This is a genomic window from Gordonia sp. 852002-50816_SCH5313054-c (assembly GCF_001665925.1).
Taxonomy (GTDB): Bacteria; Actinomycetota; Actinomycetes; order Mycobacteriales; family Mycobacteriaceae; genus Gordonia; species Gordonia jacobaea.
In genome coordinates this window covers 1-25,069 of record NZ_LZTE01000029.1, presented here as the reverse complement: position 1 = coordinate 25,069, position 25,069 = coordinate 1, and the positions used below count along the sequence as shown (strand labels likewise).

At 65.6% G+C, this 25,069-nt stretch carries 10 protein-coding genes; 3 read left to right on the top strand and 7 right to left on the bottom strand.

The genetic code is table 11. From position 1 onward, the window contains the following. Positions 1-5: 5 nt before the first annotated feature. The 3 genes from A5788_RS04450 to A5788_RS04440 are packed head-to-tail and all read right to left on the bottom strand — an operon-like array spanning position 6 to position 3,833. A complete protein-coding gene (locus tag A5788_RS04450; RefSeq protein WP_231894070.1) occupies positions 6-1,082 on the bottom strand; it encodes an ABC transporter substrate-binding protein in 1,077 nt (358 codons plus the stop codon). Then, positions 1,079-2,539: an FAD-binding oxidoreductase gene (locus A5788_RS04445; protein WP_064868431.1), complete on the bottom strand. Its 1,461-nt coding sequence runs from the start codon at positions 2,537-2,539 to the stop codon at positions 1,079-1,081. Before A5788_RS04445 ends, A5788_RS04450 begins: the two co-directional genes overlap by 4 nt. A 13-nt stretch (positions 2,540-2,552) precedes the next feature. Further along, positions 2,553-3,833: an amidohydrolase family protein gene (locus A5788_RS04440; protein ID WP_064868429.1), complete on the bottom strand. Its 1,281-nt coding sequence runs from the start codon at positions 3,831-3,833 to the stop codon at positions 2,553-2,555. A gap of 184 nt (positions 3,834-4,017) precedes the next feature. Between A5788_RS04440 and A5788_RS04435 the strand changes: the two genes are divergently transcribed. Beyond that, positions 4,018-5,010, top strand: a complete 993-nt coding sequence (locus A5788_RS04435) for a LacI family DNA-binding transcriptional regulator (RefSeq protein WP_082937825.1) — start codon at positions 4,018-4,020, stop codon at positions 5,008-5,010. Positions 5,011-5,204: 194 nt separating this feature from the next. Here the strand turns inward: A5788_RS04435 and A5788_RS04430 are convergent, their stop codons facing one another. The 4 genes from A5788_RS04430 to A5788_RS04415 form a co-directional block, all read right to left on the bottom strand. Next, complete coding sequence (locus tag A5788_RS04430) at positions 5,205-5,561, bottom strand: GNAT family N-acetyltransferase (protein ID WP_064868423.1); 357 nt, start codon at positions 5,559-5,561, stop codon at positions 5,205-5,207. Positions 5,562-5,643: 82 nt separating this feature from the next. After that, on the bottom strand, positions 5,644-6,459 hold the full coding sequence (locus A5788_RS04425; protein ID WP_064868420.1) for an ABC transporter permease: 816 nt from the start codon (positions 6,457-6,459) through the stop codon (positions 5,644-5,646). Next, on the bottom strand, positions 6,456-7,283 hold the full coding sequence (locus A5788_RS04420; protein WP_064868417.1) for an ABC transporter permease: 828 nt from the start codon (positions 7,281-7,283) through the stop codon (positions 6,456-6,458). Before A5788_RS04420 ends, A5788_RS04425 begins: the two co-directional genes overlap by 4 nt. Next, positions 7,280-8,365, bottom strand: a complete 1,086-nt coding sequence (locus A5788_RS04415) for a daunorubicin/doxorubicin resistance ABC transporter ATP-binding protein DrrA (RefSeq protein ID WP_064868415.1) — start codon at positions 8,363-8,365, stop codon at positions 7,280-7,282. The genes A5788_RS04420 and A5788_RS04415 overlap by 4 nt, the downstream gene beginning before the upstream one ends. Positions 8,366-8,799: 434 nt before the next feature. Between A5788_RS04415 and A5788_RS04410 the strand changes: the two genes are divergently transcribed. Both A5788_RS04410 and A5788_RS04405 read left to right on the top strand, forming a co-directional pair. Continuing rightward, on the top strand, positions 8,800-16,806 hold the full coding sequence (locus tag A5788_RS04410) for a non-ribosomal peptide synthetase (RefSeq protein WP_064868411.1): 8,007 nt from the start codon (positions 8,800-8,802) through the stop codon (positions 16,804-16,806). A 21-nt stretch (positions 16,807-16,827) separates the two neighbouring features. After that, the coding region (locus A5788_RS04405) for a non-ribosomal peptide synthetase (RefSeq protein WP_156525446.1) at positions 16,828-25,069 on the top strand (8,242 nt) is incomplete at its 3' end.

Here is a 25,069-nt window from a genome sequence, read left to right as displayed (position 1 = left end):
ATACCTCAGATCAGGGTCTTGTCGCCGGAATAGAGCTCGGTGAGCACGGACATATCGAAGAGTTTGTGTGCTTCGACGTCGATATTCGCGCCACGCAGTGACGTGATGTTGCGGTTGATCTGCTCGTCGGTCAGCAGGAAGAGGCCATGGGTGGCGGTGTGGGGAGTGGAAATCAGCGGCACAGTCGCCTGCAGCAGCTTTGTCTGAGTGCTCTGATCGAGCTTCTGGCCGGCGCCGTAGGTGTTGACCGTCAGCGCTGCACCAGCCGCAGGATTGGCGATGGCGTCACGCCACCCCCTGACCTCGGCGGTGAGGAACGCTCTGACCATGTCGCGCTGTTCTCTGACAGCCGAGCTCGGAACAACAAATACCTGTGCTGCCATGTCGAGGCCATGGTCGCCGTACATGAAGTAATGCGTCTGAAACCCTTTGGCCGCCAGCGTGATCGGCTCGTTGGTGACGAATGCCGACATCGCATCGACTTCACCGTTCGCGAGCGGCGACGGGTCGTACTGCACCGGAACGATCGTCACGTCGTCGGCGCTCATTCCGTTCGCCTTCAGCAGTGCGGTGAACACGGGCACGTTGTGATCGGATACTCCGACCTTGAGCCCCTTGAGTTCTCGTGGAGAGGAGATGGGCTTGGCTGCGGGCGAGAGGATGCAATTGGGGCTCGTTTGCATGGTGGCGCCGACGATGGTGACGGGCACTCCCTTCGCGATGGCCGAGCCGACGTTCTGCGGCGTAGAGGTACCGACCCACACCTTGCCGGTGTCGATACCGGCTTCGACGCCGGTCGCCGCGGCTCCACCCGCGATGAGGTTCACGTTCATACCCGACTGCCTGTAGTAGCCCTTCGCGTCGGCGAAGTACTCGCCGGCGAACTGTGCGTTCTTGATCCAGCCGAGCTGCATCGGCACCGTGCCGTACTTGGTGTCTCCCTTGGTGACGCCGTAGTTCGACGAAGACTCCGATGATGTGCCGCAGGCGGTGAGCGCGGCACCTCCCGCGACGAGGAGTCCGGAAGCGCCGAGCGCTCGGAGGAAGCCGCGGCGGTTCATTGCGAAGGAGGTCGTAGTCACTGCTGTTCTCCTGAGGTGGTGAGGCGTGAGGTGTCGGTGAGGCGGTAGTGCCAACCGCTGCTGGGCAGCGCCGTCGAGTGGTGGACGTCGTCGTTACGCTCGTCGTCTGATTTGCCCTGTGCCAGAAGGCCATAGGGGTCTACTTCGCGCTTGAAACGAGACTCGTTGGCTGTCCAGGGCTTCATGCCAGACGACTTGAGTGTCGGGGTATGGGTGTTCGCGATGGCGAGCCCTGCCTCTTCAAGTCGACGCGTCATGGCAGCCATCTGCTCGTGGTCGGAGAATTCGAAGACCGGAGAGCCCTGTGCGGACAGACCGCCGTCGATTCGTTTCATCTCCAGGTGGATCGGACCGATTTCGGCGAAGTCGTCGGCGATACGCATGATGGACTCGTAGAGGTCGGTGTGTGGGTACAGGGCGAGCAAGCCGATGAGCTTCTTGTTGCGACGCTGGTAGTGCAACATCGAATGGCCCCAGGTGAATTCGTACAGTGGCGCTCCGTAACTGCCCTCGCCTTCGGCGCAGTCGTTGCGGATCTCCCCGTGACACTGTGCCGCAAGATCGGCGACGTTCGGCATGTTGTCCGGCGCCACCATCAGCAACACCATCGCGTGGCCGTGGGGAATGAGCGGCGCAAGCCGGGTGAAATAGGTGGGGAGGGGATCAGCATGCGGTGATACCACCTTCTTGAGCACGCCGTCGCTCTCGCAGATGTCGACGGAGAAGCGAACGGCATCTGCGAAGCGTGGGAACGACAAGACCACCTCGCGCCATTCCAACGCTGGGGCAGTGGGCATTTCGACCTCGGTGATGATTCCGTTGGCGCCGTAGGCGTGATGGACGGTGTTCACGTCTGCGCCGGTCAATTCGAGGAGTCGCGGTTCTTCCTCGACAGTCATGATCTCGAGCGCTTTGATGTTGCCCCGGTCGCGCAGGATTCCCCACTGGCAGCTACCGATCCCCGCGTGGCCGCCGGCGATGTAACCGCCGATTGTCGCCTGACGCGCCGTGGAGGGGTGATGGCGTAGTTCCCATCCGGTAGGGCGGATTTGGGCGTCGATATCGGCGACGACCGTGCCGGTCAACGCGCGCACTGTCCCCGGGCGGTGGGCTATCACGCCGGCGATCTTCGTGACGTCGATGATCGCGCCGCCGGTCAACGGCACCCCTTGCCCGAACTGCCCGCTACCTGCCCCGCGCACCGTGATCGGAACCCGATGGCGCGCACAAGCTGCGACCACAGTGCGCAGTTCGTCCTTGTCGGCAGGGGTGATGTAGATTTCGCCGGTCTTCCCGCGAAGCACGTCGCGAAGTACCGGACTCTGTGCATAACGATCACGACTCTTCATCGCGACCTTACGTGCGTCTGCCGTGTAGGCGATCGCTCCGAGGTCGGATGCCAAGGCGTTGATGGCGTCGTCGGGTTCGGTGTCTGCCTGAATTGATTCGGTGGACATACATTCTCTCTCTTTAGATTTCGGAGTACAGCCGTGTGACACGCGCGTGCGCGTCGTGTTCGAGTACAAGGTCGCGGTCGGTGGGTCCGGTGCTGACCCGCACACCGTCGACGAAGACACCGGCGATGTCGGAGGCCGACAGGGACAGGACCGCAAGGGCCCAGAGTGTTTCGGCGTCGGCTCCGACGGGGTGTGGCGGGTCGAGAACGACGAAGTCGGCCCGCTTTCCCGGCTCGATGCTGCCGACAGTGTCCTCGATCCCCAAGACCATTGCGGAGTCGATGGTGTGCATTCGCAGGATGCGCGCGGCAGTCATCACTGATGCCGACTGCGCCTGTGCGCGAAGCAGATACAGGCCCGTGCGCATGTTCTGAAAGGGATCGGAGACGTCGGCGCTTGCCTGACCATCGACCCCAAGTCCCACCCCGATCCCGTCATCGAGGTAGCCGGCGATGTCGGCGACGCCGGAACCGAGGCGTCCGTTGGACAGCGGGTTCCACACCATCGACACACCCGCGCGGGCGGCCTCGCGTCGGATCTGCGGGGTTGTGTGGATGAAGTGGGCGAAGACGGTGTCTGAATTGACCCGGCCGGCGTCGACAAGTGCGCCCCAACTGGCCCGCTGGTCCGCGGCGACGCTCGGGTCTTCGAGAAAGTGTGCATGGCCGCCGATGCCGAGGTCGCGCAGGTAGCTCGCCTCGGCACGCATGTCCTCGACATCGAGGACTCCGGTGGTGTTGACGGACACCCCGAGCATCTGTGATCGGGTACCGGAGATGTGTGTGAGAAACGCGTCGATGTCAGCGAGGCGCTCTGACGCCGACGCGTTACGAGGCGAGGAGAACGAGTACACCGTGTGCTGCGGCGAATCGAGTGCTGCTTGCCACTGCTCGGTAGGCCCGGAACCGAAGTCGTGGGTGTGATCGCACACGGTGGTGATGCCGTTGCGCAGGAGCTCATGGTGGCCCAGCGAGGCGAAGGTGTACATGTCGCCCGCGTCAAGCAATGGCCCAAAGCGCTTGTGTAGCTGTGAGATCCACGCGAATGTGCCGCAGCCGTCGGCGAGCCCACGAAATGCGCTCTGCCACAGGTGGCTGTGAGCTGACACGAAACCGGGCAGGACGAACTTCCCGCCGAGGTCGACGATGCGGTTGTCCTTGGCATACTCGGGCGTCGGATCGCCGAAGGCAACCTGATCGAAGACTCCGTCGTCGACGACGAAGTAGCCGCGCCCTGGTGAAACTTGATGATCGTGTACCGGGAACAGTAGTGCGTTGGTGTAGAGCGTCGGCACTGCTCGACTCCTGTCATGAGAGTTTCGAAGCGGGAACTTCGAGGGTGAGAACCCCGACCGGCGTGTGCAAAAACGTTTTCGCGGCTGGTGTCGAGGATGCAGTCTGCAGATTGCAGCGGTGTGAACTACGTTTACGGACAGGTTGCCAAATCGTTTTAAACGCGCCTGATGGCGTAAACATGGCATGGTTGTCGCTGAGAAGCTGGAAATGGAGGCTGGGTTGCGTCGACCGACGATCAAAGATGTTGCGTCTGTGGCCGGAGTATCGGTGACGACGGTGTCGCATGCCCTCAATGACAAGGGGCGGGTCGACGACGGTACGCGACAACGAATCAAGGACATCGCGATCGAACTCGGATATAGCGCGAACCCGAGGGCTCGCGCGCTGCGCACGGGCGGTGGCAGGACCATCGGCCTGATCACCGGGCTCGAGGCCGACCAATCGCCTGATCGAGATAGTCGCTTCGATTGGTACATGCGTACCGCATTCGCAGGTGCGGCGGAGGCGTTGCGGCTCGGCTACGCCTTGGTGTTGATGCCGCCGTCGGATCAGCAGGCCTGGGTTCGTGAGCTCACCGTCGACGGAGTCCTGGTGATCGATCCGGAACCAGAGGGTGAGCTCGTGCCACAGTTGCTCGGCCGAAACCTTCCCGTTGTGGTGATCGGCGGACAGATCGACCTGCCCGGTGTGGCGACGGTTGCTCTGGACCGTCGTAGCGCCGTGGCAGAAGTGCTCAAACACTTCGCTCGCAGGGGGCGGCGGAGGCCTGCCATCGTGATCGACGACAGCAGGCGGCAGATGACTGTGGGTACCGCGGAAGCCTACCGAGCGTCGTGCGCCGAGCCGCTGGTCGAGATCGCCGACACTGCTCAGGGCCGGTCGGCGGGAGGAGCGGCGGCGATGATGCGACTGCTGGAAGCCGACCCGCTGCTCGACGCCATCTACGCGCCACTGGATTCGATTGCGGTCGGATGCGTGTCGGCGATCGCTGACTCCGGACGTGACGTTGAGGTGGTGACCGCCGAGGGCTTGGTGGCGCAGGCTTACGGCCTGTGCGGAGTCGACACTCGTCGCGAGGACCAGGCAGCCGAGGCGGCCAAGATGCTGATCGACCAGATCGAGACGGGTGTGTCGCCGCGGTCACGAGTACTGACGGCAGGACTCGTCGAGCGTTGACGCCGACCGCAGAAACGACTCGACCCGCCTGACGACATGGTCAGGCGGGTCGGTGATCGGTGCGCCGCTACTCACCCGGAGAGGTGGCCGGTGAGCAACTCGACCGTCGCGGTGAGCGGTCGTCCACCCCCGCTCACACAATAAGAATAAGGACGACGATGCGCGCCGGGCCAGGGACTTTTGACCCGTTTGCGCTACGTGGTCACCGACTGAATCCAGTTGATGTCGTCGGGCGTGACCTTACGGGATTTCTCCGCGTAGTCGGCATGCTCGGACAGGAAGTGTCGAACCATCGGGCAGACGGGGACGATCAGCTTGCCCGCGGCGATCGAGTCGTCGAGGGCTTCCTGGATGACGATCGTGGCCAGGCCGCGTCCGCCGAAATCGGGGCCGACTTCGGTGTGGTAGAAAACGCGCTCGGCGCTGCCGTCATGATCGCGGTCCCGGTAGGCGGTCAGACCTGCGACCCTGCCGTCGACGCTGATCTGATAGCGGTTCTCGTCGGCGAGATGGGTGACGTTGGTTTCGGCTCCGGTTTTGTCGGTTGTCATGAATCCGACGGTAGCGCGAGGCAGCGTGCCGTGGGGTCGGGTGCGTGCTGCGTGGTCGAGTACGTGCGGTGGCCGGGTGCGTTCAGTGCGCGGTGGCCGCGCGCCGATAGCCGCGCAGCGCCGGAATCAGGCAGACGGCGATGATCGCGACCGACCAGATCGCGACCTTGACGAAGTTGTGCGCCACCGGTCCGCCATCTGCCAGCGATCGCATCACCTCGATCGTCGGTGTCATGGGTTGGTTCGCGACGATCGGCTGCAGCCATCCCGGGTAGGCGTCGATGGGGGAGAAGCCGGAGTTGAAGAACATCAATACGCTCGAGATCAACGACAGCAGGGGGACGAGCGGAGCGGCGGGTCCTGCGCTTACCGCGAGCGCGAGTACGAGGGTTGCGTAGGCGATGCCGAACATCAGCGTGACAGCGATGATCCCGATGACCGAGGCCGCACCGCCGGTGATTCGAAAGCCCGTGGCGGTGCCGATCGCGAGGAGGAGTGCGGTCACGACGACGATGCGCACCACCTCGCTGCCGAGCCGTGAGGTGAGGTCGGCGGCGCGATGGATCGGCAGGACGTACAACCTCGTCAACAATCCTGTGTCACGTTCGGAGTTCAGACGCACACCCGCGGCAACGGAACCGAACATGGCGCTCACGAGAATGACCAGCGGCACGGTCGAGTAGGAGCTGTCCTGTCCGGTTGCACCGCCGAGCGCGTCGCCGAGCACCACCTTGAACATGAGCAGCGTGAGCACGGGAACCACGACGAGTTGGACGAGCATCCCCTTGTCGCCGACCATCACCGACACCTGACGCCATGTCAGAGCGCCGCTCTGCGTTGCCCATGCGCGCAGCGACCGTTCGGGCCGCGGGGTTGCAACCGGCATCTCGGTGGTCATCGAGCGGCCTTCCTGGCTCCGAGGGCGCCGAGCACGACCGCTGCGACCGCCAGGCCGATGCACCACCACACCGTCGGCATGAGTATCTCCCGTGTGGCACTGCCGTCGCTGAGCGCGCGCATCGACGTGGCGAACTGCGAGATCGGTTGATTGCGCACGAAGGGGGCGATCCACTCGGGGAACTGGCTCTCGGGAACGAAGCCGGTGGACATCATGCCCAGAATCAGTATCGGGAGTGAGAGCGCCTGGCTCGTCGCTTCCGGACTGTCGGACAACAGTCCGATGGCGTCGGCGACAGCCGCGATGAGTATGCCGACCACGAGTGCAACGGCGAAGAGTCCGACCGTGTCGGCAACGGAGCCGTGGGGGCGCCATCCCATGACGAGACTGGTTGCGGTGGCGCACATGACCGAGAGGGTCAGCAGCAGTCCGTTGGTGCCCAGACGCGCGGTCACCGGAACCCACGAGCGCATGGGGAGGGTACGGAAGCGGGTGTGCACCCCTTTCGTCGCGTCGTTTGCAGCGCGCATGGCGGCGGCGGACGCGACGAAGCCCACCGACTGCAGCGCGATGATCGGCATCAGGAACTGCGCGTAGTCCATCCCCGGGTCGGCGTCCATGATCGAACGCAGTGGCAGATAGAAGCAGATCGCGAGCAGCACCGGGGCGACGAACGCGAAGATGAACTCGCCGTTGCGGACGATTCCGGCGACTCCTCGTCCGACGAGCACCCACAGTTGTGTCAGTGCACGAGCGCGCGGCTCGGCTCCCGACTGGGGCGCAGCGACGAGCGCGGTGAGATTCTTCGGGGCTGCCTGCGTCATGCGCTGGCGCTCCGGTCGGACGGGTGCTCCTCGTGTAGATCGTCATCGGATGCGGCGTCGGGACCGGTGAGCGCGAGGAAGACCTCGTCGAGACTCGGGCGTCGTAATGTTATGTCGGACAACCGAATTCCCGCGAGCGTCGTTCGGCGAACGATCTCGACCAAGGTGTCGGCACCTTCTGGCGCCGGCACGGACACGGAGAGCGTGTCGACGTCGTTTCCCGTCGTGTCGTCCGACTGTGCGCTCGCTCGCGTCGCGCCGAGATCGCCGAGGCAGGCGAGCAGGGGTTCGAGTTCCTCCGCAACGGTTGGTGTCACCTGATAGTGCGAGGCACCGGTCGCGGCCTTGAGCTCCGCCGCGGTTCCCGAAGCGATCACCCGGCCCTTGTCGATCACCACGATGTGGTCGGAGAGGGAGTCGGCTTCTTCGAGGTACTGGGTGGTCAACAAGATCGTGACGCCCTGATCCCGAAGTGCGGAGACGAGCCGCCAGACGTCCTGCCTGCTGCGCGGGTCGAGGCCCGTTGTCGGTTCGTCGAGGAAGACCACCTCAGGGCGGGTGACCAGGCCGCAAGCGATATCGATTCGACGTCGCATACCGCCCGAGTACTTTCCGACGCGGCGCTCGGCGGCGTCGGTCAGGCCGAAGTCGACGAGTAGTTCGTCGGCTCTCTCGCGCGCGGCCCGCTTCGTCAGCCCCATCAGCCTGCCGAAGAGGACAAGGTTGGCGCGTCCGCTGAGCGACTCGTCGAGTGCGGCGAACTGGCCGGTCAGCATGATGGATCGTCTGACCGCCGCGGCGTCGGCCACGACGTCGTGACCGGCGACGGTCGCCGAGCCGTCGTCCGGCTTGAGCAGGGTGCACAGCATGTTGACCGTGGTGGTCTTTCCTGCACCGTTCGGTCCGAGGAGCGCCAGGATCGACCCCTTCTCGACGTCGAAGGTGACATCTTCGACGGCGGTGTGGTCTCCGAAGCGTTTACGCAGGCCATTGGCGGTGATGGCGACCTCGGGGGCCGCACGATGCCGAGCGCCCGAGCCGGTGCTCGGCGAGGCAACGTGTCTGCGGAACGGGTGTGCCATTCGGCACTCCTCTCCCATGTGATGACCATCTGTACCGGTGGCGTGACCTGCGCACCACCGCATTCCGGATCGCCAAAATGATCCGGATTCCGCAATGAGCGCAGACTACATGTCGAATGTCTACCTGATCTACTTTTCCGCAGATCGATTTCGATGCGCGAGAAAGTTACCCCGTTCAGGGGACATGTGTAACGACGAGGTGGAGATGAGCGATCAAAGTCGGGAAAGCATTTTTGTCACCTAATCCGCCCTGGTAATCAATTCTGAACTACTTCCTTCGATTGAATTGTCTAGCGTTTCCTTCCGTAGAAATACACCTTGGGTGAGACTAGGTCGGGTAAATGGCGGGATCGGTTTCCAGGGCAGGCCGGCCGCAGCCAGCCGGCGTAGCCAGCGGGGATCGGGGCGAGTCGGTACAACCCGGGAGTGAGGATATGAGCCAACAGCACACGGCGGACGATCGTCGTGAAGCGGGCCTCGGTGGTCCGCTGCTCGAGTTGACGGCCGCGCAGCGCGGCATGTGGTTTGCGGAAAGTCTCTCTCCTGATTACTCGGTAACCGTCGCGCAGTACATCGACATCAGGGATGATGATCGGCCGCTCGATGAGGAACTTCTTCGCCAGTTGATCGTCGACGCAGGTCGTGAGACCGAGATGGCCTTCACGCGGATCGTCGAGGTCGACGGTGTGCCGATGCAGGTTGTTGACCAGTCGATCGACAACCATTTGCAGGTTGTCGACCTTCGCGGCGAAGCCGATCCGGTCGCTCGCGCCCGTGACTGGATGAATTCCGATTATCGCGGCAATATGGACCTGCTGTCGGACCCCCTCGTCGTCGGTGCACTTCTTCGCGTCGCCGATGATCGCATTTTTTGGTACGTGCGTGCGCATCACATAGCCCTCGACGGATACGCAGCGCTGACCGTGGTATACGAGATTCTCAACCGTTACAACGCGGCGGTCACGGGTGCGGAATACGTCTCCAAACCCGGCGCCAAGCTCGATGAATTGGTTGCCGACGATCAGAAGTATCTCAGTGGCACCCGCCGCCAGGCTGACCGCGAATACTGGGCAGATCGCGTCCATGATCTTCCTGAACGAGTCACCCTCGCTCAGCAATCCGCAGCGGCTCCACTCTCGCCCTGCAATGCCGTTGCCGCCACCGAGATGGATTCCGCGCGCCAGCAGACCATTGAGCGTCTTTCCGCGTCGCTCAACAGTTCGCCTGCGGTGCTACTGAGTGCCGGATTTTCGGCATTTCTCGCCCGGATGGCGGGAACCGACGATGTCGTTCTCAGCCTTCCGGTGACCGGCCGGGCCACGGCAAAGATCAAGCGTGCGGCCGGCATGGTCTCCAACATGTTGCCCGTGCGATTTCGCGACGTGAGGCGACTGTCGATGCGCGGCCTCGTGGACCAGGCGCAGCTCGAGTTCACCGGTGTGCTCCGGCACCAGCGCTACCGGTTCGAAGACATCCGCCTCGACGCGGGACTGCAGGACGCCAACACCGCGTCGTTCGGTCCGATCGTGAACATCATGTTCTTCGACAAGCCCGTCGAGATGGCGGGTGCGACCGTGGACTACCACATCCTGGCGTCGGGCATCCTCGAGGATCTGCGGCTCAACCTGTACCAAGCGAGTCCCACCGCACGGATCGGCGTCGACCTGCACGGCAACCCCAATCTCTACGACGAGGCCGAACTGCGCGGCCACCTCGAGCGCTTCCTCGCGTTCCTCGATCGCGTCCTGGCGCACCTGGACACTCCCATCGGCGACCTCGATCTGCTGCTCCCCGGCGAACGCGCGGATCTCCTCGACCTCGGCGTAGGCCCGCTCCGGCCGCTCCCGACGCCGTCTGCCCACCTGCTCGACGGTTTCGAGGCCGCGGTCGGTGAGACACCGACGGCCACCGCGGTCGAGTTCGGCGACCATCAGTGGACATACCGGGAGTTCGATGAACTGCGGTGGCGCTTCGCGGCCACGCTGCGTTCGGCGGGAGTCGACCAGGGCGATCACGTTGTCGTCTCGCTCGACCGTGGGCCCGCCCAGGTCGTCGCGATCTACGCGGTACTCACCCTGGGCGCGGCGTACGTCCCCGTCGACCCGACGCAGCCCGACCAGCGCCGTTCGCTCATCGCCGATGCCGTCGGCGCGCGAGTGGTGATCGACGACGAGTACCTCGTCAACGTCGGGTTCGGACCTGGTGGGTTCGGCGACGGCAGGATCTACGACGGCGCAAGGAGAACTGTGGGCGGCGGGGCAACTGCCGCCTACGTCATCTTCACCTCGGGCTCGACCGGCGTGCCCAAGGGCGTGCAGGTCAGCCACGAGGCGGTCATCAACAGACTCGCCTGGATGCAGGACAACTACGGCCTCGCGACCGATGACGTCGTGCTCTACAAGACTCCGTTCACCTTCGACGTTTCGGTGTGGGAGCTGCTCTGGGCGCTCGGGCGGGGTGCTCGGCTGGTGATCGCCAAGCCGGGTGGCCACCGCGATCCCGCGTATCTGCGTGACTTGATCATCTCGCGCGGGATCACCGTCCTGCACTTCGTTCCGTCGATGCTCGACGTGTACACCGAGGTGCTGGCGAACGAGGGGCACTCGACGCTTCTGCCGTCGACGGTCCGGTTCGTGTTCACCTCAGGTGAGGCTCTTCCGCGGAGTCTCGCCGAGCGGGTGATCGACGGATCGCACGCTGATCTGGTCAATCTCTACGGCCCCACCGAGGCGGCGGTCGATGTCACCGAGTGCACGGTGGGCAGCGACGACGGTCCGGTGCCCATCGGTACGCCGGTGGCCAACACTCGGGTTCATGTCCTCGACGGCGCCTTGGCTCAGGTGCCGGTCGGTGTCGCGGGTGAGCTCTACCTCGCCGGTATCCAACTGGCCGACGGTTATGTCGGTCGTGCCGGGCTGACCTCGGAACGATTCGTCGCCGACCCGTTCGGGCCCGAGGGCACTCGGATGTACCGAACCGGCGATCTGGTCAGGTGGGCAGACGATGGGAGTCTGCACTATCTCGGACGGACCGACTTCCAGATCAAGATCCGTGGACAACGCGTCGAGCCGGGTGAGATCGAGGCCGTCCTCGACGCCATGCCCGGAGTCGATGCGAGTGCGGTGGTGCCTCGTACCGACCTCGCCGCGGGACCCGTGCTCGTCGCGTACGTCCGTTCCGAGAGCACGGACGTCACCGAGAGTGCCGCACTGGCATGGTGCCGCGGGCATCTGCCATCGCACATGGTCCCGGTTGCTGCGATGCGACTCGACGAGTTCCCGTTGAACCCCTCGGGCAAGCTCGATCGGAAGCGGCTTCCCGTACCCGAACTGAACCGCTCCGTCGAGTACGTCGCGCCACGAACGCGAGTCGAGCTCGCGCTCTCCTCACTGATCACCGAGCTCCTCGGTGTTGAGCGGATCGGATTGCGCGACAACATCTTCGCGCTGGGTGGCGACTCGCTGATGGCCGCGCGTCTCGTCTCGCGCGCGCGTAGCGAACGAGATCTCCAGGTTGATCTGACCACCGTGTTCTCGGCTGTCGACATCGGTGGGATCGCAGATATGACCGAATTCGGTGGCGAGCCCGAACATGTGGTGTTACGCCGCTTCGAACGGGAAGCGGTCATTCCGTTGTCGCACGCGCAGACTCGGCTGTGGTTCGTCAATCGCATGGACCCGGGCGCCGCGACCTACAACATGCCCGGCGCCGTGCGACTCGGTCACGAAGTCGATGTCGACGCATTGCACGCGTCGATCGAGTTTCTCGTGGAGCGTCACGAGACGCTGCGCACACGTTTCGGCTCCCACCTCGGCGAGCCCGTGCAGGAGATCCTCACGACTGCCGAGGCGATGGAGTTCCTCGACACCGAGGTGTTCGACGCGGTGGATCGTCTCGACGAGTTGATCGCAGCCGAGGCGGCACGGGGCTTCGATCTCGTACGTGAGATCCCGTTCCGGATCCGCATCCTGCGTGATCGCGAGGGCTACGTCGTCGTCACCGTGTTGCACCACATCGCAGGCGACGGGTTCTCGCTACAGCCGTTGATCCGCGACCTGGTGGTCGGCTACACGCACCTTCGTGACGGCACGAAGCCCGACCTCGAACCCTTGGAGGTCCAGTACGCCGATTTCGCCATCTGGCAGCGCACACTCCTCGGCGAGTTGGAGTCGCCGACCGAACGTGCCGCCGAGGGCCTGTCGTTCTGGCAAACCGAGCTCGCGGACATGGCCGATTTGCTGATGCTTCCCACCGATCGCCCTCGGCCGCACCTGCCGACCGGGGCGGGCGGCTACATCGATGCAGTCATCGATGCCGAACTCGCGACGAGCATCAGGGGCCTCGCGCGAGATCGCGGCGTCACACCGTTCACTGTGGTGCACGCGGCGCTGGCGATCGTGCTGTCGCGGTGGGCGGAGGTCGATGAGGTCTCGATCGGCACGGCTGTGGCGGGCAGAGACGAGCCGGCGACAGCGGAACTGGTCGGAATGTTCGTCAACACGGTGGTGCTACGCACCGCGGTGTCGTCTGTGGACACCGTGGCCGACCTCCTCGAGCGCGCCCACGAGACCAAGACCCGCGCGGTTCGGCACGCCGACATCCCGTTCGAGTGGATCGTCGACGCGGTGAGTCCGGAACGCTCCGCCTCGCACACCCCGCTCTTCCAGGTCGCACTGACGATGCACCCGGGGCACGCGACCACGCTGCATCACTTCGACGAATCGGCCCGACTCATCGACGCGCGGGTGCCCGCCGCGAAGTTCGACCTGTCGATCACGGTGACCGATCAGGCTGACTCGGGTGGTTACGATCTCGAACTCTCCTACGCCGCTGACATTTTCGAGCGTCGCACCGCGGAACGCGTTGCCGCACAACTCGATTTGGTGTTGCGAACGATGGTCGCCGCGCCTGCGCGCTCGGTCGGGACCATCGACATCGTCGCCGACGAGGACCGGGCAGAGCTGATTTCCGGTGTCGAGGCACTCGCGGAGCCCGCACTGCTGCGAGACCTTTTCAGGGCGGGCGCCGAGCAGGCCGACCCGCACTCGCTGGCCATCGCCGGCACGTCGGAGATCACCTGGTCGATGCTCGTGGCCCGATCCAATCAGCTCGCCCGCGAACTCGTCTCGATGGGTGTCGGTCCCGGTGACATCGTCGCGATCTGCGTTCCGCGTTCGCATCAGTCGGTGCTCTCGATGATGGCGGTCGCCGCCTCGGGCGCGGCATTCGTCAGTATCGACCCGGCGCTGCCCGCTGCGCGCATCGCCGAGATCCTCGCCGACAGCGAAGCGGCGGTCGGGTTGAGCGTCGAGGAGAGCGCCTCGCGCCTCCCGGACGCAGTGGACTGGCTCGTCATCGGTCACGAGGACACCGAGTTCCGACTTGCCGGCCACAGCGGTGCGCCGCTGGGCGACGCGGAATTGGTCCGCACACCGCATCTCGACGACCTCGCGTATCTGATCTACACGTCCGGGTCGACCGGACGTCCCAAAGCTGCGGCGCTGAGCCACCGCGGACTGTCGAATGTCGTCGCCAACCAGCAGACGATATTGAGAGTGAGCAGCGAGTCGCGCGTATTGCACGTCGCGTCACCGAGTTTCGACGCGTCGATCTTCGAGATCCTGATGGCGCTCGGGCAGGGTGCCCGCCTGGTCATCAGTCCCGCGGGGGTGTTCGGGGGCGACGAACTCGCCACCCTGATGAGGGATCAGGGCGTGACCCACACGGTGATGACCCCATCGGCGCTGGGCACCATCGAGCCGGCGGCGGTGCCGAAGTTGCGTCGGGTGATCAGTGTCGGGGAGGCGTGCCCGCCAGACCTGATGCGACGCTGGGCGAGGGCGGGGCGCAGATTCCACAACCTCTACGGCCCAACGGAAGTCAGCATCTGGGCCACCGCGGCCGGACCGATGACCGAGCACGACGAGGTGTCGATCGGTTTGTCCATCCCTGGTGTCGGTGCGATCGTGCTCGACCGCGCGCTCCGGCCGGTCCCCACGGGCGTTCCCGGCGAGCTGTATCTGCGTGGCGTCCAACTCGCCCGGGGTTACCATCGCCGCAGCGACCTGACGGCGTCGAGGTTCGTCGCCGACCCATTCGCTCCCGGTGAGCGGATGTATCGCACGGGCGATCGCGTGATCCGCACAATGCGTGGCGATCTGCGCTACATCGGACGCACCGACTTCCAACTCAAGATCCGCGGACTGCGTATCGAACCGGGGGAGGTGGAGGCGGCAATCGTCGACCATCCTCTCGTCACCGACGCGGTGTGCCTCGGCGTGCCCGCGCCCAACGGTGACGATGTGTTGGTGGCTTACGCGACGCTGGCCGAAGGTGCGTCCGCAGATCCTGCGCACATCCTCGAGCATGCGGCCACGCGACTGGCCGGCTACATGGTGCCGCACACGCTCGTCGTCGTAGACGAGTTCCGGCTCACCACATCGGGGAAAATCGATCGAAAGTCGTTGCCGGCGGTCGACTTCGGGACCGCGGCCCCATATCGCCAGCCGGGGTCGCAGCTGGAGATGGTGGTCGCAGGTGTGTTCGGCCAGGTACTCGGGCTCGAACGCGTCTCCGCCGATGCCGACTTCTTCCATCTCGGCGGCAGTTCACTCTCGGCGACCAAGGTCACGGCACGCCTGGCGGCGCTTCTCGACCGCCAGGTGCCGGTGAAGCTGCTCTTCGAGCGTCCGACGGTCTCCGCGCTCGCCGCGGCATTGACGTCGGGGCCGACGGGGCAGGGCATGCCTGCGCTCCACGCGCGCAGCCGCACCGAACTCGTGCACGTGTCCGGCATGCAGCGGGGCCTCTGGCTGATCAATCGGGCCGAACCCGAGTCCGCCGCGTACAACGTCGCGATGGCTTTGCGGCTGTCCGGCGACCTCGACGTCCCGGCGCTCACCCGTGCCACGATCGACCTCGGGAGGCGTCACGAGGCTCTGCGCACCGTCTATCCGATGATCAACGGTGAACCGGTGCAGGTGATCATGCCCGCCGACGCGCTCGACAACGATGTGCTGCTCGAGGTACGCGACGTCGCGGGCTCCCTGAGCGCTGAGATCGCCGAGATCACCGGTGCCGGCTTCGACATCACCGTGCGGCCACCGGTCCGGGCGGTGCTGCTCAGGGTCTCCCCGGACGAGCACGTCCTCGTCTTCGTGGTCCATCACATCAGCGCCGACGGTGCATCGATGATGCCGCTCGCGCGTGATCTGATGGCGGCGTACGCCGCACGGCACGGTGGGGCAGAACCCGCGTGGAAGCCCCTGGCCGTGCAGTATGCCGACTTCAGCATGTGGCTCTCCGAACGACTTGCGGTGGTCGACGACGGGGTGTCCGAGCAGGAGCGCCAACTCTCCTACTGGCAGGAGCGGCTGTCGGGCCTGCCGGAAATCCTCGAGCTTCCTGCGAGTAAACCGCGCCCGAAGACACCGAGTTTCGAAGGCGCCGCAGTCGAATTCGAGATCCCGTCCGACGTGGTCGCCAAGCTCGAGGAGACCTCCCGCAAACACCACACCACCCAGTTCATGGTCACACACGCGGTGTTCGCGGTGCTGCTCGCGCGGCTCTCGGGCCGAGATGACATCGTGATCGGCACACCGTTCGCGGGTCGCGGTGAGCCGCTGCTCGAGGACGTCGTCGGAATGTTCGTCAACACCCTTGCGCTGCGTACCCGGGTCGACGGCGGCGAGCGGTTCCTCGAGTTGCTCGACCGTGTCCGCGGCGACGACCTCGCCGATATGTCGCATGCCGCAATCCCTTTCGACGAGATCGTCGCACGGATCATGTCGCGGCCGCCGACCGCGCACAACCCGATCTTCCAGGTGATGCTGGCGTTCCAGAACGTCGAATTCCCGGTGCTCCGTCTCGACGGACTCACCGTCGAGCCCGTGCGCGAGGAATTGACATCTGCGAAGGTCGACCTGGCGCTCACCTTCTTCCCGAACGATCCGGAGCGGGAGGCCCGCGGCGGGGCGCTGCGTGCCCAGTTCACCTACGCCACAGCTCTTTTCGACGAGGAGACGGTGAAGCGGATGGCCGCCCGATACGTCCGGCTGCTCGCCGAACTCGTCGACGACCCCGAGCGCGTCGTCGGCGACGCCAGCATGGTCATCGACTCCGATCAGGCCGATGATCCCGCCGAAGGTGATGAGCAGGCGTCGCTGTTCGATCTCATCGCAGATGCTGTGACCTGCGATCCGGATGCGGCGATCCTGCCCGACGTCTGTGCGGTCAGCTTCGGTGATCTGTCGACGCACGTGTCGGCGCTGAGCGCGGTTGTGCCCGATGCTGATTCGGCACTGACGATGGCACTCATGACGTTGGTTCCCGGACTGGCCACCGCTGGGCCCGCCGAGCTCGACGATGTACTGAGTTCGTTGCACGCCCGCGCACACAGGGTCGCGGCGCGCGACAAATCCACCCCTATAGATCCCATCTAGCCGGAAGGTCTCCACACAGCCGTGACGGGAATCGACGCGAACGCACTAGAAACATGCTCGGGGTGGGGTCGCCGTCCCGGTATACGTGATCTGATCGGGGTAACCGCACGGACCGAACCGCATGCCCTCGCACTGTCCACACCGGCGACGCTCACGTTCGGCGAGCTCGAAGCGCGCGTTGCGCCGATGGCCACGGTGTTCGCCGGACGCGGTATCGACCCCGATGCCGCCGTCGCAGCCACCATCGCACCATTGGTGACCACACCCGGCGCAGACCCGGCCGCTTCGGCCGCCCTCACGCAGCAGCATCTCGCGCAGATACGTGCGGCGGCCGTCGACACACTCGGTGGGGACGACTGGCAGTCGTTGCCCGGTCTCTTTCGACTCGCGGTGCGGCGCTTCGCCGGTCGGCTCGCCGTCACCGACACCACCGGTGCCGAGCTGACCTATCGGGAGCTCGACGAGCTCTCCGACGCCGTGGCCGTGGGACTGGTCGCCTCAGGTGTGGAACAGGGCTCGGTCGTCGGACTCGCGACCGCCCGCAGCGTCGACGTCATGGTGGCGATCCTCGGCATCCTGAAGGTCGGCGCGACCTACCTCCCACTCGACACCTCGCACCCGGCAGATCGCCTGCAGATGGTCGTCGACGACGCGGCCCCGGTCGTGGTGATCTCGGGCGAGGGCGGCCACGCGACGCTCGACCTCCTCGGTGTCGCCCTGACCACGACGGCCGAGCTCTCCGACCGTTCGCGTCACGCGTCGGGGGAATTGCCTGCCGCACTCGACCCGCGGCTGGCTGCCTACGCCATCTTCACCTCCGGTTCCACCGGTAGGCCGAAGGGCGTCGTCGTCGAACATCGGTCGGTGGTGGCGTTGTTGGCTGCAGCTCAACAGCATTACGGCTTCACCGAATACGACGTGTGGACGATGTTCCACTCGTACGCGTTCGACGTCTCGGTGTTCGAGATGTGGGGACCGCTGCTGTTCGGCGGACGTCTGCTCGTCGTGGATTACCTGACAACGCGCAGCCCGGCGGAGTTCGCGGCTCTGCTCGCGGCGCACTCGGTGACCGTGGTGTCGCAGACGCCGTCGGCGTTCTATCAGCTCGCCGCCGCCGTGCGGCCGCGTGGCGAGACGTCTGTCGCTTCCGACGAGTTGTCATCGTCGGTGCGGTACATGGTTTTCGCCGGTGAGGCGCTGGACTTCGCGCAGGTGACACGCTGGTACGCCGATCGCATGGCTGGCGCTGGACGCCCGGGGCCGGTGCTGGTGAACATGTACGGCATCACCGAGACGACGGTGCACTCGACGTTCCGTGCGCTCGATCCCGAATTCGTCTCGACAGCAAAGGGATCGGACGTCGGTGACGGGTTGCCGGGCCTCGAGATCCACGTGCTCGACGAGCGCCTGCGGCCGGTGCCGGACGGAACGCCCGGCGAGATCTACGTCAGTGGCACGCAGGTGACGCGGGGGTACCTCGGCCGCCCCGAACTGACGGGCGTGCGCTTCGTGGCGGACCCGTTCGCCGGTGACGGACGACGGATGTACCGCAGTGGCGACGTCGCGATCCGTCACGGTGACACCCTCGAATATCTCGGTCGATCCGATGCCCAGATCAAGTTGCGTGGCTTCAGGATTGAGCTCGGCGAGGTCGAAGCGGCGCTGCTCTCCACCCCGGGGGTGGATGCTGTCGCCGTTGCGGTGACGACGCGTGAGAACGGAATCGAACAACTCGTCGGTTACGCCGTTCTCGGCGAGGGCGCCGAGGTGTCTCCGACGGCGATCAGGTCCAATGCCGCGGCGCTGCTGCCGGACTACATGGTTCCCGACGTGGTGATGCTGCTCGACGGTCTGCCGCTCACGGTGAACGGCAAGTTGGATCGTCGTGCGCTTCCCGAACCCGAGATCGTGGTCGACTCGGAGTACGTCGCCCCCGGCACGGAGACCGAGAAGATGCTCGCCGAGATCGTCGCGAACGTACTCGATCTCGAACGGGTCAGCGTCGCCGACTCGCTGTTCGATCTCGGCGGCAATTCGCTTGCCGCTGCCCGCATCGTCGGCCGCGCTTCCGACGCCCTCGGGGTAGACCTCTCCGTGCGCGACGTGTTCGATGCCCCGACGGTCCGCGGTCTGGCCGAACTGTCGGCTCAGCGTGCCGCCGGTCTGCCCGCGGTGGTGGCACTGCCGCGCCCGCAGCGAATTCCGTTGTCGTTTGCGCAGAGTCGCATGTGGTTCATCAATCAGTTCGACACGTCGTTGCCGACGTACAACATTCCGGCGCTGCTGCGGCTGGAGGGCGATCTCGATGTGCAGGCCCTACGCGCAGCACTGAGCGACGTGATCGAGCGCCACGAGGTGCTGCGGACGACGTTCCCCGCAGTCGACGACGAACCGGTTCAGGTGATCGGCGGTGTCGACGAGATCGATGAGCGACTCGAGTGGCGCGACGTCGACTCGTGGTCGGAGCTGCAGACCGTCGCGATGACGGGTTTCGACGTGACCACGGGCTGGCCGGTGCGTGCCGCTCTGTGGGCGCAGGCGCCCGGACAGTGGGTGTTCGCATTGGTGATGCACCATATCGCCTCGGACGGCGAGTCGTTGCGTCCGCTCGTCACGGATCTCATCACGGCCTACATTGCCAGAACCGCCGGGGCCGCACCGGAATTCGCGCCTCTGGAAATCCAGTTCGCCGACTACGCCATCTGGCAGCACGACGTTCTCGGTTCCGCGGACGACACGGACTCGATCATCGGACGCCAACTCGGCTACTGGTCACGACAGTTGCGCGGACTGCCGGACGTGCTCGACCTGCCCGCAGACCGGCCGCGCCCGACCGTTGCGTCGATGCGTGGTGCGCGTGCGTCATTCGACGTCCCGGCAACCGTGGCCGAGAGTGTGGTCGAGTTGGCACGCGCGTCCGGGGTCACCCCGTTCATGGTCGTGCATGGGGCGTTGAGCGCGTTGCTCGCCCGACTGTCGGGGACGGATGACATCGCGATCTCGACCCCGATCGCGGGTCGCGGGCAGCCGGTGCTCGATCCGCTGGTCGGAATGTTCGTCAACACGCTCGTCCTGCGTGTGGGCGTCGACCCCACATTGACCTTCACCCAGTTCCTCGATCGCGTGCGCGGTGTGGACCTCGAAGGCTTCGCGCATGCCGACCTCCCCTTCGAGTCCGTCGTCGAGGCGCTCGACCCGCCACGTTCGGAATCCTTTGCGCCACTGAGCCAGGTCATGCTCACATTCGATCAGAACGCGATGCCCGAGCTCGCCGCACGCGGTATCGCCGCGGCACGACTTCCGGCCCTTGCCGTGGAGCCGGTCGACGTCGACGAGATTCCGGCCAAGGTCGATCTGACGTTCGGGTTGAGGGACACCGGTAACGGTTGGTCTGGCGAACTCGTCTACGCCACAGACATTTTCGATGCCGATACCGCAGAGTCGATTGCCCACCGTTTCGTTCGACTGCTCACCGAGCTGACCGAACAACCGGCGCTGCCGGTAGGCCGCTCACGACTGCTCGACGATCAAGAGTACGACGAGATGTCGTCGATCTTCGGCAGTGAGGCGGCAACACCGCGGTTGCTGGCGGATGTCCTGGCCGATGTGGCCACACGGTATGCCGACTGCGCCGCGGTCACCGACGGGTCGGGCGCCGTCGCGACCTACGCTGAACTCGACGCCCGGTCGGATGCCTGCGCGCGGTGGCTCATCTCGCAGGGTGTCGGCACCGAATCGCTGGTGGCACTGGCTATTCGACGCTCGGTGGACCTTCTCACCGTGTTGTGGGCGGTGACAAAGGTCGGTGCGGGGTACGTACCCATCGACCCCGACTACCCGGCCGACCGCATCACCTACATGCTGAGCGATTCGGGTGTCTCCCTCGGTCTGACGACATCGGAGTTGCGTGAGCAGTTGCCCTCCTCGGTGACGTGGTCGATCGTCTCCGACGTCGTCGCCGTTCGGCAGGGTCCGGCTGAGCCCGCCTCGGCGCCTCTGAGGTCGGACGAGCTGGTGCGTCCGCGTCACCTCGACGCCCTCGCCTACGTGATCTACACGTCCGGGTCGACCGGTCGGCCCAAAGGTGTCGCTGTCACCTACCGAGGTATCCACAACTACGCAGCAGACCTGAGCCGCTACGGGGCGGAAGCAGGGTCTGTGGTGATGGGCTATTCGTCTCCGAGCTTCGACGCGTCGATCCTCGAGTGGCTGATCGCCTCCACCGGGGGAGCGACGCTCGCCTATCGGCCCGAGGGCGCGATCGGCGGGGAATTGCTCGAAGAGTTCATGCGCGAGGCCGGGGTCACGCATGCGTTCATGACGCCGACCGTTGCCGCGACGATCAATCCCGCAGCCGTCCCGGGTTTGCAGCTCCTGGCATCGGGGGGTGAGGCGCTGCCGCAGCGACTCGTCGACCGGTGGGCCGACGAGGTCGCCTTCTTCAATGCCTATGGCCCGACCGAGACGTCGGTCGCCGTCGCCAACAGCCGACGCCGCGTCGGCGACCCGGTGCGCATCGGCGGACCCATCGGCGGTGTGGGATTGGTGGTCCTCGACGACGCGTTGCAGCCCGTTCCGGTGAATGTTCCCGGCGAGCTCTACGTCCGTGGTGTCGCGCTTGCCCGCGGCTACCTCGACCGGGCAGGACTGACTGCTGCGCGCTATGTAGCCGATCCCTTCGGCGGTGGCGGCGACCGCCTCTACCGCACCGGAGATGTGGTGCGATGGCGCCGCACCGAGGACGGCGACCTGGAGCTCGAGTATTCCGGGCGTAGCGATGACCAGGTGAAGCTGCGAGGTCTGCGCATCGAATTGGGCGAGGTCGAAGCCGTCTTGTCGTCGTATCCGGATGTCTCGGAGGCGGTCGTGATCGGCGTGGGTGGTGCCGTGGCCACGGCGCTCGCAGGCTACGTGGTGGCAGATGCCGGGCTCGATCTGTCCGCGGTGCGCGCACACCTTGAACAGCAATTGCCCGCGCATATGGTGCCCGCCACCATCACCGTCCTCGACGAGCTTCCGCTGACGCCCGTCGGCAAACTCGACAAACGCGCACTCCCGGCACCGGAGCTCCCCGACGGCGACGACTACGTCGAGCCGGCGTCGACCGCAGAACGTCAGTTGGCCGCAGTGGTCGCAGGGATGCTGGGGATCGACCGGGTCAGTGTCACCGACTCGTTCTTCGCGCTCGGCGGAGACTCGATCATGTCGATCCGACTGGCGTCGGCCGCCCGTGACGCGGGCTTGGCCCTGTCGCCGCGAGACATCTTCGAACACAAGACGATTCGAGCAATGGCTCGCGCAGGCAGCGACGACCGGGCGAGCGTGCCCCTCCTGCCCGAGCCGGACGGCGGTGGTTCCGGCGAGGTGCCGCTGAGTCCGGTGGCCGCGTGGTTGCTCGAGACCGCAGGGGAGCCCGCGCGGTTGCGCGACTTCTCGCAGTCCGTGGTGATGATCGCTCCTCCAGATCTGAGTCCGGCCATGCTCGCGGCCGTCCTCGACGCCGTCGTGGCGGTCCACCCGATGCTCGCACTGCAGCTCCGACACACCGACGACGGTTGGAGTCAGGTCGCTGGGTCACCCGACTCGCGCGCAGAGGTGCGGGCCGTACATGCCGACGTCAGTACTCGGTCAACGGAGTTCGAGGCGCTGATCCGTGCTGAGCACGCGGCGGCCCTCGGCAAGCTCGACCCCGTTGCGGGGCGGGTGATCGCGGCAGTCCTCGTGTCCGGAAACGACGGCGCGCGTGTCATTCTCGCCATCCACCATCTGTCGGTCGACGCCGTGTCGTGGCCGGTCGTCGTCGAAGACATCATCACCGCATGGGGTGCGATGAGCTCCGACGCACAGATGGCGTTGCGGCCAGAGGTGACCTCCGCCCGAGCCTGGCACAACGCGCTGGCAACCGCGGTGCGTGCCGACGACGAGCTCGACTACTGGATGCCTCGCGTCGGACTTCGCACACCGGGTTTCGACGTCCCGACTCCGCTCGGTCAGGCCGCGCCCGCACCGGTGACCGTCGAACTCGATCCGGAACTGACCGAGGCCGTACTCGCAGACCTGCCGACGGCCTTCGGCGCGACCACCGCCGACGTGTTGATCGCCGCGCTCGCGCGTGCTGTGCGCTCGTGGCAGGACGATCGTGGGCTTGCGGCAGACGGTCCCGTCGCGATGGTGACCGAGGGGCACGGACGCTACGAGGATGTGCTCCTCGACGCCGAGGAGCCACGCCGGGCCGATCTGTCGCGAACGGTCGGATGGTTCACGACCATCGCGCCATTCGCCGTCGATCCCGGTACCGACGGGATTCACGCCGTCAAGGCAGCGAAAGAGGAGCGGCTGACCCGACCCGGCAACGGTATCGGTTTCGGACTACTACGCGCGGATCAGCGAAGTCCGTTGTGGGGCTGCGAACTTCCGGCGATCGGCGTCAACTATCTCGGTGCGGTCGGCCAGGGCGTCACCGAGGTCGATACCGACGTTCCGTTCGCGGTCGACACCCGCGCACCAGCACTGGCATCGACCGTGTCCGGCATGATGCCTGCGACGAACGTACTCACGGTCAACATCGCGGTACGTCCAGGCGAGCACGGACGTGCTCTGTCCGCGGATTTCCTGTACGCGCAGAATGTGTTGACCCAGCACGATGTCGCAGCTCTCGCCGCCGCATGGCTCCGCGAACTCGAGGGAATCGTCACCGAGGTTGCCGTGCTCGGTGATCCGGGGCCGTCGCCCTCGGATCTGCCCGGCACAGGTATCACGCAGGCCGATATCGATACCGTGGTAGAGGCATATCCCGGTGCTGCGATATGGCCGCTGACGCCGCTGCAGCACGGCTTCTTCCTGCAGTCGGCGCTCGCCGACGCAGGCGGTGACGACGCCGTGGATGTGTATGTGGGACAGGCCGTTCTGCGCCTTGCTGCGCCCGTCGATGACACTCGGCTCCGCCGCGCCGTCGAAGGGCTGTTCTCCCACCACTCCGCCCTGCGGACGAGTTACCTGCAGACCGCGGGCGGTGCGGTGGTGGCCGTCGTGCACCCGTCGGTCGACGTTCCTTGGCGCACAATCGATCTGGGCGAGGTAGACGACACGCGGCGGCACGCGGCGGTCGACGAGGTGGTCGCCGCCGAGCGCGTCACACCATTCGACCTCGCAGCGCCTCCGCTGCTACGGGTCGTGGCGGTTCGTGACTCGGGTGGCGTCACGGTCGTGATCACCAACCATCACATCCTGTTCGACGGTTGGTCGGGTCCGCTCGTCCTCGCAGACCTGCTGTCGCTTTACGCCACCGGGGGAACGTACACCGGTGGACAGCGCACCGGGGCACGCGATTTCGGCGACTTCGCGCGGCGCATCGCGGGCGCCGACCATGCTGCAGGGCTCGCGGCCTGGGGTGACGTGCTCGCAGTGGTCGACGGGCCGACACTCGTCGCGCCCGGCGCGGTGGCCACCGCTCACTCATTGCCGCGCAACCACATGATGGTCGTCGACTCGCAACTTGTCTCCGGGCTCGAATCCGTTGCACGAGCGCAGGGTTCGACGCTGGCGACGGTTCTACAGTTCGCGTGGGCGGTGTTGTTGTCACGGGTGACGGGGGAACGCGTCGTCACTTTCGGCGAGACCGTGTCCGGCCGACCTGCCGACCTCGACGACGCCGCGTCGATGGTCGGCCTGTTCATCAACACGTTGCCCGCGGTCGTCGACGTCGACCCGTCGATGCCGATCGCCGACGTGGTGGCAGCACTACAGAAATCCAAGGTCGCGGTGCTCGATCACCAGCACCTCGGACTGCCGGAGCTGATCGCACTTGCCGGAGTCGACGGTGCTCTGTTCGATACGCTGACGGTCCACGAGTCCTATCCCGTTGACACCGAGTCGATTTCGACGACCGACCCGTCGACAACAGGTCTCAGCATCACCGAGGTCGTGGTCAGTGACTCCACGCATTTCCCGCTGAACATGGTCACGTCGCCGCTGAGTGGCGGCGGACTGTCGATCAACCTGAAGTTTCTGCCGAGTGCCTTCGACGACGAGCAGATCCGCGTCTTCGCCGAAGCGCTCGGTGTCATCCTGCACACCGTGGTCGAGCGACCGCGGTCGTTGGTCGCCGACATCTCGCTGGTCGACGCTGCCGAGCGGGCGACGATCGAACGGTGGTCTGTCGGACCCCAGGTCGAAGTACCCGCAGTCGAGACGGTTGCTGATGCTGTTGCGGCGCAGGTGGTTCGGTCGCCGGGTGCGCCTGCGTTGTGGTGTGGGGGTCGGG

Excerpts from the sequence above, each read along its gene's own strand:
- A5788_RS04445 (WP_064868431.1), bottom strand. The coding sequence starts at position 2,539 with ATGTCCACCGAATCAATTCAGGCAGACACCGAACCCGACGACGCCATC.
- A5788_RS04435 (WP_082937825.1), top strand. The coding sequence starts at position 4,018 with ATGGTTGTCGCTGAGAAGCTGGAAATGGAGGCTGGGTTGCGTCGACCG.
- A5788_RS04430 (WP_064868423.1), bottom strand. The coding sequence starts at position 5,561 with ATGACAACCGACAAAACCGGAGCCGAAACCAACGTCACCCATCTCGCC.
- A5788_RS04425 (WP_064868420.1), bottom strand. The coding sequence starts at position 6,459 with ATGACCACCGAGATGCCGGTTGCAACCCCGCGGCCCGAACGGTCGCTG.
- A5788_RS04420 (WP_064868417.1), bottom strand. The coding sequence starts at position 7,283 with ATGACGCAGGCAGCCCCGAAGAATCTCACCGCGCTCGTCGCTGCGCCC.
- A5788_RS04415 (WP_064868415.1), bottom strand. The coding sequence starts at position 8,365 with ATGGCACACCCGTTCCGCAGACACGTTGCCTCGCCGAGCACCGGCTCG.
- A5788_RS04410 (WP_064868411.1), top strand. The coding sequence starts at position 8,800 with ATGAGCCAACAGCACACGGCGGACGATCGTCGTGAAGCGGGCCTCGGT.